Annotated in this window: 10 protein-coding genes and 2 tRNA genes; 7 read left to right on the forward strand and 5 right to left on the reverse strand. The window is 68.9% G+C overall.

What is annotated here, in order from left to right; translation table 11 throughout:
- Positions 1-54: 54 nt before the first annotated feature.
- The 3 genes from ACTOQ1_RS18220 to ACTOQ1_RS18230 all read right to left on the reverse strand — a co-directional run bounded on the left by ACTOQ1_RS18220 (position 55) and on the right by ACTOQ1_RS18230 (position 3,081).
- Positions 55-1,056, reverse strand: a complete 1,002-nt coding sequence (locus ACTOQ1_RS18220) for an endonuclease/exonuclease/phosphatase family protein (protein ID WP_440068574.1) — start codon at positions 1,054-1,056, stop codon at positions 55-57.
- Positions 1,057-1,216: 160 nt separating this feature from the next.
- On the reverse strand, positions 1,217-1,762 hold the full coding sequence (locus tag ACTOQ1_RS18225; protein WP_440068576.1) for an NUDIX hydrolase: 546 nt from the start codon (positions 1,760-1,762) through the stop codon (positions 1,217-1,219).
- The gene (locus ACTOQ1_RS18230; protein ID WP_440068578.1) at positions 1,759-3,081 is read right to left on the reverse strand and encodes a zinc-dependent metalloprotease; all 1,323 of its coding nucleotides are present in this window, start codon (positions 3,079-3,081) and stop codon (positions 1,759-1,761) included. The genes ACTOQ1_RS18225 and ACTOQ1_RS18230 overlap by 4 nt, the downstream gene beginning before the upstream one ends.
- 79 nt (positions 3,082-3,160) lie before the next feature.
- On the opposite strand from ACTOQ1_RS18230, the gene ACTOQ1_RS18235 reads away from it, so the two are divergent.
- The 7 genes from ACTOQ1_RS18235 (at position 3,161) to ACTOQ1_RS18265 (ending at position 10,679) form a co-directional block, all read left to right on the forward strand.
- Positions 3,161-4,234 (forward strand): NAD-dependent epimerase/dehydratase family protein, encoded by a 1,074-nt coding sequence (locus ACTOQ1_RS18235; RefSeq protein ID WP_440068603.1) that lies wholly within the window; start codon positions 3,161-3,163, stop codon positions 4,232-4,234.
- A 209-nt stretch (positions 4,235-4,443) separates the two neighbouring features.
- Positions 4,444-4,869 carry a molybdenum cofactor biosynthesis protein MoaE gene (locus ACTOQ1_RS18240; RefSeq protein WP_440068580.1) on the forward strand — a complete coding sequence of 142 codons (426 nt, stop codon included), beginning with the start codon at positions 4,444-4,446 and terminating at the stop codon, positions 4,867-4,869.
- A gap of 83 nt (positions 4,870-4,952) precedes the next feature.
- Positions 4,953-5,999, forward strand: coding sequence for a YlbL family protein (locus ACTOQ1_RS18245; RefSeq protein WP_440068582.1), 1,047 nt, complete (start codon positions 4,953-4,955; stop codon positions 5,997-5,999).
- Between the two features lie 278 nt (positions 6,000-6,277).
- Positions 6,278-9,214: a UPF0182 family membrane protein gene (locus ACTOQ1_RS18250; protein WP_440068583.1), complete on the forward strand. Its 2,937-nt coding sequence runs from the start codon at positions 6,278-6,280 to the stop codon at positions 9,212-9,214.
- A gap of 74 nt (positions 9,215-9,288) precedes the next feature.
- Positions 9,289-9,362: transfer RNA gene (locus tag ACTOQ1_RS18255), tRNA-Met, on the forward strand.
- A gap of 650 nt (positions 9,363-10,012) precedes the next feature.
- Positions 10,013-10,089, forward strand: a tRNA-Met gene (locus ACTOQ1_RS18260).
- Positions 10,090-10,250: 161 nt separating this feature from the next.
- Complete coding sequence (locus tag ACTOQ1_RS18265) at positions 10,251-10,679, forward strand: PH domain-containing protein (RefSeq protein WP_440068584.1); 429 nt, start codon at positions 10,251-10,253, stop codon at positions 10,677-10,679.
- A gap of 150 nt (positions 10,680-10,829) precedes the next feature.
- On the opposite strand, the gene ACTOQ1_RS18270 is transcribed toward ACTOQ1_RS18265, so the two are convergent.
- Complete coding sequence (locus tag ACTOQ1_RS18270; RefSeq protein ID WP_440068586.1) at positions 10,830-11,063, reverse strand: hypothetical protein; 234 nt, start codon at positions 11,061-11,063, stop codon at positions 10,830-10,832.
- Positions 11,064-11,116: 53 nt separating this feature from the next.
- Positions 11,117-11,527, reverse strand: coding sequence for a hypothetical protein (locus ACTOQ1_RS18275; RefSeq protein WP_440068588.1), 411 nt, complete (start codon positions 11,525-11,527; stop codon positions 11,117-11,119).
- Between the last annotated feature and the right edge of the window lie 541 nt (positions 11,528-12,068).

The raw sequence follows: 12,068 nt of genomic DNA on the forward strand, positions 1-12,068 counted from the left end.
GGCTCAGGGTGGTTCAGGCGGCCCGCGAGACCGGGTGCCCTGGTGCCCGGCCCGTCAGGGCTGGGGCAGGCGCAGGTCGGCGAAGACGGCCCGATGGTCGGTGCCGGGAACGGTGTGCACGCTGACCGCGTTCACTCCCACCCGCCGGTCCACCACGACGTGGTCGATCGTGATCAGCGCGGGGACGCGCTTGTTGACCGGCCACGTGGGGGTGAGGCCCTCCCCGGCGCTGTCGGCCGCGTCCAGGTAGCCACGGCTCAGAAAACGGCGCATGGCCGCGTGGTCGAGGCTGGCGTTGAAGTCGCCGGCGAGGACGCGGATCGTGTCGGGCGCGGCGGAGGGCAGCGCGTCCAGCGCCGCCGTCCAGTCGTACACCTGCCTGCCCAGCGGCGGGAAGGGATGCACGTCGACGATCTCGACGGGCCTGGCGCCGGGCACGGTCATCAGCGCGGCGGGCATGTTGTGCCCGATCGCCTCGAACAGGTTCTTCCTGGGGGTCAGCGGATACCGCGCGTACAGGCCGCTGCCCCCGGCGCTCCACTCCGGCTCCAGCACCTGGTACGGCATGATCTTCCCCAGCCCGGCCGCCTCCAGCTTCTCGACCATCCCCGGTGTCAGCTCCTGGGTGCTGAGCACATCCGGGTTCAGCCGCCGGACCAGATCCATCACGGCGCCGGGTTCGGCGCGCCCGAACAGCGTGTTGAGCGTCAGCACCCGCAGGGGCGTCCCCGTCACCGCCTCCCCGGAGCGCAAGGCCCTGGGGAGCACGCTGAGGCCGAGCGCCGCGGCGGTGACCAGCGCCACGGCCGTCACCGTCCGGTTGCGGGCCAGCGCGGACAGCAGCACCGGCACGAGCGAGGCCGCGGCCACGTACGGGGTACCGGTCATGAGCTGGGTGGTCAGCGAGTCGCGTTCGAGCCCGGCCACCCGGGCCACCGCCCAGGCGGCGAACGGGGTCACCGCGGCCCAGGCGAGGCTTCTGGGAATCCTCCAGCGGCGGCGCCGCGCCGGCGGCACGACCGTGCCTCCGACGCCTTCGACGCCCCTGTCAGCCACGATGTCCACACTCACAGTGCCCCGATCCGCTCCGTACAGCCTGATGAGGACGAAGATATCCGGGGAAAGGTGAGACACGCGTAAAACGGTCCAACGCCCTCGGGGCACGCCCAGGACGGCCCGGAACCGGTCGCCGGACCGTACGAGGCCGAGCGTCCGGTCACGTGGAGCGCAGAACCTCGCGGGCGCGGCGGGCCAGGCGGCGGGTCGCCTCGTCGGAGAGCTCGGGGATCTCCTCCACCGGGAACCAGCGCAGGTCGAGCGACTCGGCGCTGATCACGGCCTCCACGCCGGCGGGGGCGACGGCGCCGTACTCGACGTCGAGGTGGCTGCTGTGCGGCGGGTGGCACCAGACCAGGTGCCGGTCGAGCGCGAGCGGGCCCGGCAGCAGCCGCAGGCCCGGAATGCCGGACTCCTCGGTGGCCTCACGCAGCGCCACCGCCTCCAGGGAGGCGTCGCCGCGCTCGCAGTGCCCTCCCATGGGCAGCCACATCCCGGCCTTGGGGTGCAGCGTCAGCAGCACCCGCTCGCCGTCGTGGGAGAGCACCGCGGTCGTGGCCGTCAGGTGGCCCGGGACGCACTCGCGCCACATCGCGTCTTCATCGGCGTGGAGGTGCTCCAGGAACTCCTTGCGAAGGATCTCCTCGTCGGCCGTGGGCGCGGTCCACCCCGTGAGCACCTCCTTCGCGTCGGCGCGCAGGCTCACACGCCGCCGTCCCGGCCGCCGTCGTCCTCGCGGCCCTTCCCGCCGTCGTCACCGTCCTCGCCAGGGGCGGCCGGAGGCCCCTGCCGCGGGGTCCCCTCCAGGGACGACAGGTCGAGCTCGGGCTCGCCCCGTACGAACCTCTCGGGGTCGTCGAGGTCGTCGGCGGTGGGCATCAGGTCGGGGTGGTTCCAGACCGCGTCGCGGCCGTCGACGCCCCGGTCGGCCTCCAGCGCCTGCCACAGGGCGGCGGCCTCGCGCAGGCGGCGGGGCCTGAGTTCGAGGCCGACGAGCGTGGCGAAGGTCTGCTCGGCGGGGCCGCCGGTCGCCCTGCGGCGCCGTACGGTCTCCGACAGCGCGGTCGCCGAGGGGAGCTTGCCGTCCGCGGCGCCGTCCACGACGGTGCCGACCCAGCCCTCGACCAGGGCGAGCATGGTCTCCAGCCGGGACAGGGCGGCCTTCTGCCGCTCGGTCTCCTCGGGCTTGAGCAGGTTGCCGCCGCTCAGCGCCTGCTGGAGCTGCTCGGGGTTGTTGATGTCGAGCCCGCGGAGCTGCTCCTCCAGCGCGGAGGCGTCCACCGTGATGCCCTTGGCGTACTCCTCCACGGCTCCGAGCAGGTGCGCGCGCAGCCACGGCACGTGCTGGAACAGCCGGTGGTGGGCCGCCTCGCGCAGGGCGAGGTAGAGACGGATCTCCTCGGAGGGAGTCTCCAGACCCTGGCTGAACGCCGCGACGCCGCCGGGCAGCAGGGCGGCGTTGTCCGACAGCGGCAGGCCGATGTCGGTGGAGCCGATCACTTCGAGGGCGAGCGAGCCGACGGCCTGGCCGATCTGCTGGCCGACCATCATGCCGCCCATCTGCTTCATCATCCCCATCAGCGGCCCGGCCATGGCCTGTGCCTCCGGGGGCAGACCGGTGGCGCCGAGCGTGCCGCTCATGGTCTCGACCATGCGGGCGGCGATCGGGTCACAGAGCTTCTGCCAGACCGGGACGGTCTTCTCGATCCACTCGGAACGGCTCCACGCCTGGGGGTTGCTCACCCCGCTCGGCAGGGAGGTGGCCTCGTTGAGCCACAGATCGGCCAGATTCAGGGCGTCGACGATCTGGCGCCGCTCGCCCTCCATGACACTTGGATCGCCCTCGGCGACCACGACGTGCCGTGCGATGTTCTTCGCCATGTCCCAGTTGACGGGACCTGAGGTCGGCGGAGCGGAGAGCATGTCGGCGAACTGGCGCATTGCCGCTGCGATCTGCTCCGGGTTGCCGAACATGGCGAACGGATTCTCGTTGGGGTCGTTTTCCCGACCTGGCAAGTCAGTCACCGCTCTACCTCGTGCAGGATGGAGGAGTCCACATCCGCCACGTTATCCGTCGCATGGCGGGTCAGTGCAAAGTGAGGACCTGGTGCCTACCTCGAAACGCTCCCGGCCCCCCGTCGTCGCCGTCACCGGCGCCGCCTCGGGCCTAGGCCGTGCCTTCCTCGCGAAGGTCGCCTCGTCTGCGGATTTCCGCAGGGTCGTGGCCATCGACGAGCAGCGTGGTGATGTTCCCGACGTCACCTGGCGGGTCCTCGATGTCCGAGATCCGCTCTTGGCGAACCGCATATCTGATATTGACGTGCTCGTGCATCTGGCGGCCGACTACGCGCTCGACGTCAACCCGGCGGAGCGGCGCGCCTACAATCTGCGAGCGGCCCAGACGGTGCTCACCGCCAGCGCCGCCGCACGGGTGCGGCGGGTCGTGCTGGTCACCAGCGCCATGGTGTACGGCGCCGTTCCCGAGAATCCCGTCCCGCTGCCGGAGGGATCGGCGGTCGCCGCCGAGCCCGACACGGGCATGGTCGGCGACCACCTGGAGATCGAGGCGCTGGCCCGGCGCTCCCTGCGCAGCCATCCCGGTCTCGACGTGACCGTGGTCCGGCCCGCCGCGGTGGTCGGTCCCGGCGTCGACAGCGTGGTGACCCGGCACTTCGAAGCGCCCAGGCTGCTGACCGTCAAGGGCTGCAGCCCCCGCTGGCAGTTCTGCCACGTGGACGATCTCGTCTCGGCCCTTGAGATGGCGGCGCTGGGCACGGTCTCGGGGGTGGTGGCCGTCGGCGGCGACGGCTGGCTGGAGCAGGAGCAGGTGGAGGAGATCTCCGGGCTGCGACGGCTGGAGCTGCCCGCCGGGCTGACCTTCGGGACCGCCCAGCGCCTGCACCGCCTCGGCGTCACCCCGGCCCCGGCCACCGACCTGCACTACGTCGTCTACCCCTGGGTGGTCGACTGCGCCGCGCTGCGCGAGGCCGGATGGAAGCCCCAGTGGAGCAACGAGGCCGCGTTCGAGCAACTCCTGGAGTTGCGTGAGGGCAAGCACGCCGTCGTGGGCCGCCGCCTGTCCGGCAAGGAGGCCACACTCACCGCGGCCGGCGCCACCGTCGCCGTCCTCGGCACCGCGGCGATCGTCCGCGCCGCCCGCAAGAAGCGCCGCCCCTGACGTTCGCGCGGGGCGGACGTTCCGCGATTGGCGTACCGGTTCGTATGAGTTCGCATGAACCATGCGGGTTCGTAGGGGCTCGCGTCGTCCACAGGGGGTATGTCGTCCACAGGGGGCATGGAGGACGACGAGGCAGGGTGACCCGGGTGCCTGCCCCCGAGAGGGTGCGCGGCCGAAGGCCGTTTTTCCCGGGCGGTACGCTTTGCGGCGTGGATGTCATCCGGTTGCTCGATATTCGCGACAGCGCGCTCTCCGTCGACGAGGTGCTCGCCGCCGTCGGCGACCACGCCGCGGGCGGCACGACCGTCTTCGTCGGCACGGTACGCGAGCAGGATCACGGAAAGCCGGTCACGAGCCTGTCCTACTCGGCGCACCCGAGCGCCGTGGACGAGCTCCGCCGGGTGGCCGAGAAGATCGCCAAGGACTTCCCCGTGACCGCCCTGGCCGCCGTCCACCGGGTCGGCGACCTGGAACTCGGCGACATCGCGGTCGTCGTGGCGGTCGCCGCGCCACACCGGGGCGAGGCGTTCGAGGCCTCCCGCAGGCTGATCGACGACCTCAAGAGCCAGGTCCCCATCTGGAAGAACCAGCTTTTCACCGACGGCTCCTCCGAGTGGGTCGGGGCCTGCGGGTGAGCCCGGCCGGCGGGTGCGCGGCCGTCGGCGCGGCGGCGTCCGGGTGCGGTTTCATGACCTGTCGTACGGCATAGGCTTTGTCCATGTCCCGACGAGCGCTGACCCTCATGGTGGCGGGCTTCCTCACGCTCATGCTCGCGCTGGTCGGCGCCGTGCTTCCGGTGCCGTACGTCGTGCTGAGTCCCGGGCCGACCGAGAACACGATCGGCGACGTCGACGGCAAGCCGGTGATCAGTGTCGAGGGGCACCAGACGTATCCGACGGAAGGCAAGCTCAGCCTCGTCACCGTCGCCTACCAGGGCGGGCCCGGCACCAGGATCGACCTTTTCAGCGCGCTCAGGGGATGGATCGATCCCACCATCGCGGTCGTGCCCGAGGAGACGATCTTCCCTCCGACGACCACCGCGAAGGAGGTCGAGCAGCAGAACACCCAGGAGATGACCAACTCCCAGGACGACGCGACCGCGGCGGCGCTGACGGAGTTGAAGATCCCCTACAGCTCGGTCGTGACCGTGGCCTCCACCGAGAAGGGCCTGCCGGCCGACGGGAAGTTCAAGGTCGGCGACGAGATCGTCTCGGTGGACGGCACGCCCGTGTCCGACCGCGAGACCGTCTCCGCCTCCGTCCGCAGGCACAAGCCGGGCGAGCAGGTCAGTTTCGTCGTCAACCGGGGCGCCCAGAGCGTGACCATCGCCGTTCCGACCGCCGCGGGCAGGGACGGCAACCCCATCGTGGGCATCACCATGCGGGTCGGCTACAAGTTCCCCTTCCAGGTAAAGATCAACGTCGGTGACGTCGGCGGGCCGAGCGCGGGGATGATGTTCTCCCTGGGCATCCTCGACAAGCTCACCCCCGGGGCGCTGACCGGCGGCAGGTCCATCGCCGGGACCGGGACGATCACCGCGGAGGGCGAGGTCGGCCCGATCGGCGGCATCCAGCAGAAGATGGTCGGCGCGAGGAAGGCGGGGGCGACGGTCTTCCTCACCCCCACGGAAAACTGCGCCGAGGCGGTCAAGGCGATCCCGGCGGGCCTCAGGCTGGTCAAGGTCTCGACCCTGCACGAGGCCGTCCAGGCGGTCGACGCGCTCCGCACCGGCTCGGGTTCCGTGCCGAGCTGCCCGGCCGGCTGATCCCGGAACCGGGCGGGGGAGAGGCCAGAAAAGCGGGACGCCACGCCCGATCCACGAAAAAGATCAGGTTTTCCGGTCCCGGGCCTCGTCGCGGGGCACTCATCGGGCCTCTCGTACGTTGGACCTGTGGACCCGAGACCAGCGGGCGTTGTGGCCGGACCGTGCCCGAAAGGCTGAACGCGACCCAACTCCCGCCGGTGTAGGTTGCCAGACACGGACCGTGCTCTTACGACAAGGGGTTGGCCTTGAGCTTCCGGACCCCCGGAGCCGGCAGGGCAATGCGCTTGCCCCGCCGGCCACGATTGTTAGTTCCCGTCGCGATCGCGCTGGTCGCGATAGTCGCGTTGTTCTTCCTCTTTGCCAGCATTTTCACTGATTACCTCTGGTATGACTCGGTCGACTACACGGCCGTCTTCTCCGGTGTGGTCGTCACGCAGATCCTGCTCTTCATCGTCGGCGCGTTGCTGATGGTGGGCATCGTCGGCGGCAACATGCTGATGGCGTACCGGATGCGGCCGATGTTCGGCCCGGGGATGTTCGGCGGCGCCAGCGGCGCCGACCGGTACCGCATGGCCCTCGACCCGCACCGCAAGCTGATCTTCCTGATCGGCGTGGCGGTGCTCGGCCTGTTCTCGGGATCGTCCTTCTCCGGGCAGTGGAAGACCTGGCTGGAATTCGTCAACGCGACGCCGTTCGGTGAGGTCGACCCGCAGTTCAAGATCGACATCTCCTTCTTCATGTTCACCTATCCGTTCATCCGGATGGTGCTGAACTTCCTGTTCGTCGCGGTGGTGCTCTCCGCCCTGCTGGCGGCGATCGTGCACTACCTGTACGGCGGGTTCCGCCTCCAGTCACCCGGCGTGCACGCCTCGCGCGGCGCCCGGGCGCATCTGTCGGTGCTGCTCGGCGTCTTCGTGCTGCTGAAGGCGATCGCCTACTGGGTCGACCGGTACGGGCTGGTCTTCTCCGACCGGGGATTCCGGCACGGCGCCTCGTACACCGACGTCAACGCGGTGCTTCCCGCCAAGAGCATCCTGGCGGTCATCGCCCTGATCTGCGCGGTCCTGTTCTTCGCCGGGGTCGTGCGATCCGGCGGGATGCTGCCCGGCGTCGGCTTCGGGCTCCTGGTGCTCTCGGCCATCCTGATCGGCGGGGTATACCCGGCCCTGGTCGAGCAGTTCCAGGTCAAGCCGAACCAGCAGGGCAAGGAGCAGGAGTACATCAAGCGCAACATCGACGCGACCCGAAAAGCCTACGGCGTCAACGACGCCGAGGTGATCGACTACACGGCTCAGGGAGACCCGGCCAAGGTCAACGTCACCGCCGACAGCTCCATCTCCGGCGTGCGCCTGCTCGACCCGAGCCTGGTCGCCAAGACCTACCAGCAGAAGCAGCGAATTCGCGGTTACTACGACTTCCACGAGCCGCTCGACGTCGACCGCTACCCCGACGCCAACGGCACGCTGCGCGACACCGTCGTGGCCGTGCGAGAGCTCACCGGACCGCCGGCGGAGCAGAACAACTGGATCAACCGGCACCTCGTCTACACCCACGGCAACGGCTTCGTGGCCGCGCCCGGCAACGAGGTCGACTCCGAGGGCCTGCCCAACTTCAACGCCAAGGACATGCCGGTCACCGGTTCCCTGGCGGAGCGGACGAAGCTCAAGGAGTCGCGGATCTACTACGGCGAGGCACCCGGCTCGACCGAGTACGTCGTCGTAGGCGGCAACGGCCAGCGGGACCAGGAACTCGACTACCCCGAGAGCGGCGGCACCGGCCAGAAGAACACCACCTACGACGGCAAGGGCGGGGTCCCGGTCGGCTCCTTCATCAACCGGATGCTCTACGCCGCCAAGTACGGCGAGATCAACCTGCTGCTGTCGGGTGACGTCAACACGAACTCCAAGATCCTCTACGAGCGCAACCCGCAGGCGCGGATCGCCAAGGTGGCGCCGTTCCTGAGCCTGGACGACAACCCCTATCCGGCGATCGTCGGCGGCAGGGTGGTCTGGATCGCCGACGCGTACACCACGTCCAACGCCTACCCGTACTCCCAGAGCAAGAGCCTGGAGGCGATGACGCGCGACACCATCACCGACCCGCGCCTGGTGGTCCCGCAGCCGCGCGACCAGATCAACTACATGCGCAACTCGGTGAAGGCCATGGTGGACGCCTACGACGGCACCGTCAGCCTGTACGCCTGGGACGAGAAGGACCCCATCCTGCAGACCTGGCGCAAGGCCTTCCCCGGCGTCATCAAGCCGCAGACGGAGATGTCCACCGAGCTCAGGCAGCACCTCCGCTACCCGGAGGCGCTGTTCAAGGTCCAGCGTGACGTGCTCTCCCAGTACCACATCTCCGACCCGAACGCCTTCTACAGCGGCCAGGACTTCTGGAACGTCCCGAACGACCCGTCGTCGGGCGAGCGCGACATCAAGCAGCCGCCGTACTACCTGTCGGTCAAGATGCCGAAGACCGCGGCGCCGTCGTTCTCGCTGACCACCACGTTCGTACCGCGCCAGGGGCCCAACCTGGCCGCCTTCATGGCCGTGGACGCCACCCCGGGAGCCGACTACGGGAAGCTGCGCATCCTGCGCATGCCGTCCAACACCACGATCCCCGGGCCCGGCCAGGTACAGAACAACTTCCAGAACAAGTTCTCCGGCGAGCTCAACCTGCTCGGACTCGGTCAGGCGAAGGTCCGCTACGGCAACCTGCTGACCCTGCCGTTCGCCGACGGCCTGGTCTACGTCGAACCGGTCTACGTGGAGATCGCGGCCGCCTCCGGCCAGGAGCCGTATCCGATCCTCCGCCGCGTCCTGGTGGCCTACGGCAGCAAGGTCGGTTCGGCCGACACGCTCAAGGGCGCGCTGGAGCAGGTCTTCGGCGGTGGCACCCAGGCGGCGCCACAGGAGGAGGCCAAGCCCGGCGAGGCCAAGCCCGAGGAGGCCAAGCCCGCCACCGCACTGGCCCAGGCGATCGACGAGGCACAGGCGGCGTACGACAAGGCGCAGAAGGCCCTCCAGGCCAACCCGCCGAACTGGACCGACTACGGCAACGCCCAGAAGGAGCTCCAGGCGGCGCTGTCGAAGCTGAAGGGCACCGAAGCGACGACGGGCGCTACTGCCACCCCGTCGCCCTCACCGTCGGGAACCCCGGCACCGTCCGCCACACCGGTCCCGTCGGTCACACCGACGCCCGCACCGAGTCCCTAGGAGACACCCGAGGGCCCAGCGCCATTCGATTCGCGCCCACCACCAAAGCCGGGTATGGTTAAGACATACACCGACGCGGGGTGGAGCAGCTCGGTAGCTCGCTGGGCTCATAACCCAGAGGTCGCAGGTTCAAATCCTGTCCCCGCTACAAGAGAAGGCCCCGGTCGCCGGAAACGGCGACCGGGGCCTTTGTGTTGTCGCTCCTTCCGGGAAAGACCGGCTTTTCCCTCAAAAAGACCTTCTGCCAAAAACCCGCTCCCGGCAAAGACCGGATACGTGTCTCGCGAAACGCGCCCGCACAGCGGGTACGCGGATCCACGACACGGGCCCTACCCGGGGCCGTCCCGGCCCCGCAGCGCTTGTCGTCGCCCCTCAAGGGCCCGACCGCCAGGCGCTGCCCCGACGGCGCCACGGAGGCCCTGAGCCCGCACCACGGCACGGGTGTCCTGCCGGTTCCACCTGCTCGGACTCGTCCGGTCGATGACCGCGGCGGTGCTCTGGCGCCCCGGCCGCGGCTCTGGCCGGCCACGCCCTCTTCATCGGTGGCACTTCGTGCTCGGGGGCTTCGCGCGGTCGATGACCGGTTGCGCGGACATCACCGTCATTCACGTGCCTGTGGCCCCGAGCCCATCCCTGTGGCCCCGGGCTCATCGCCCTCACCCGTGGCCATGCTGACCTGGGCGATCACCCCGCGGCACGAGCCCTCGCGGACGGAACGGCGCGGGGCACGCCACTCCGCGTTCCCGTACCGATTTGCAGCCGGAGGGGGATTCCGGATATTGTTCAAACACACACCGACGCGGGGTGGAGCAGTTCGGTAGCTCGCTGGGCTCATAACCCAGAGGTCGCAGGTTCAAATCCTGTCCCCGCTACCAATCGAAAGGCCCTGATCTCCCAGAGATCAGGGCCTTTCGCATTTCCGACAGCCGGAACCGTCTTTCTGCGCCGGGGCATCACACCGTCGTGAGCGTGGTGGACGAGAGGCGCTTCGAGAGGTACTTCGAAAGATGCCGAGTCCGAGAGGTAGCGTGCCGCTGTGGCCGAAACATCCGAACCTGTCCTGCGCTGGCGCGTGCGCCGCGACCTCCTCATCATGAAGATCGTCGCCGCGCTCGCTTTCGCGGTGCTCACGGTGTTGACCCTCGGCGACCTCCGGGGCGCGATCCTGGCGGGTGTCGCGTCCGCGGTCCTGGTGGTCCTGGCGGTGCGCGACGTCCTCGCTCCGGTACGGCTGACCGCTGACGGCGAGGGCCTCGTCGTGGTGAAGGGCTTCGCCGGATCCGAACGGGTGCCGTGGAGATCCGTCGAGCGCATCCGGGTGGACACGCGGACCCGCTTCACCTCGCGCACGGAACTCCTGGAGATCGACACGGGGGAGAGCATCCACCTCCTCAGCCGGTTCGATCTGGGGGCGCCGTGCCGGGAGGTGGCCGACGAGCTCCGCTCGTTCCGGACGGGTTCGTAGCCTCTTCGGGCTCCGCCGGCCGAAGGGTCCGGCTCGCGGGGCGATCCCCGGCCATGCCTTCGGGGCCTTCGGGGCCTTCGGGGCACCGCCACGGGCCCGGGACCCGGCGCCGGTCGGCGGCTGCCGGGACTCGGCCCGCGATGACGTTCGTCAGGCTCTGACCCTCACCCTGCGATGTCTCGGGACGAAACTGGGCTTGGTACGGCGTACCAGCAGACTCGCCTTGTAGAGAGCCCAGCAGGTGAGGAAGGCCCCGAAGGAGACCTGCCCGATCCAGGTCCACGCCGAGGTCTCGACGGCCGCGAACATCACTACACCGGTCCAGACAAAGCCGAAGACGCCCACGAGGGTCGCCGCAGCCCAATTCAGCCTTCGCTGCAACATGCCTGGAGTCTTACAGATCTTGGTTCAAGGCCAGGTCAATGACGCGGAACGCCTCATCGTGGGAGGCTACGGCTTGTGCCGGCACACCTCCGCGCGCGAGACCCGCCGGTGCCCATCGGGGTGGCTCCAAGAGGGTTCTCCTCGAGACAGGCCAGCAACGCCGCCGCGGTATGGGCGTCGGCAAGGATCCGGTTCACCTCGTCCTCGGATGTCGGGAGCTGGCCACGCTTGGCGAGCTCGTCGGTGAGGAAGGTCAACGGCTCCGGATAGTCGGCCGCCTCCGCGGCGACCGTCGCCCGAGCCGCGGTGAGGAGACGCAGATAGTAGGCGCGGAGGGTCGCCTCCCTCATGCGTGCGTCTTCAAGGTCGTTCAGCAGAGACCTGGCAACCCTCAGTAGGTCACCTGGATGGTCGGCCTCCGCGTCGATGTGCGCGCGGATGTCGTCGAACTCCGAGCGGGTCATGGTGCTCACCTCCACGGCGGAGTCAGGATCCTGACCCTCGCGCCTACTTCGTATCCAGAGTCGATTGCGAATGGCTTGACGTCTGGTTGCGCGCTTCGACTTCCTATGACTGTTTGGGACGCGCGAGTCTCCGGGATGGTTGGCAAGTTGTCTCTGTGACGTGAGAGTCCTGGTAGTGTTCTTTCCGCAGGGCAGCGAAGTTCCAGGTTTAAACCTTCTGGGGCGGACGAATTGCCCAGCAGAACCCTCTCTGATCCCGGCAAATCGGGCGTGTCCGCACGATTGGACAACGACCGGATGTTGGAGTAAGTTAGAGGGGTTGCCCTGGAAACGGGGCAGTCGCAATCCTAGCGGGTTCGGCGGGATCGAGTCGAGAGTCGGAAATCCGACAGTTTGACACGAAACCGGCACTCCCGATAAGATAGTGACACGAAATGGAACGCCCCGGAGTTCTGCCGGACCACTTGGTCGGGTCAGGGTGATGGTGTACGCGTCCGTTTCTTGAGAACTCAACAGTGTGTTAAAAGCCAGTGCATGAAGC

The organism is Streptosporangium sp. OZ121 (genome assembly GCF_051918885.1).
Classification (GTDB): domain Bacteria; phylum Actinomycetota; class Actinomycetes; order Streptosporangiales; family Streptosporangiaceae; genus Streptosporangium.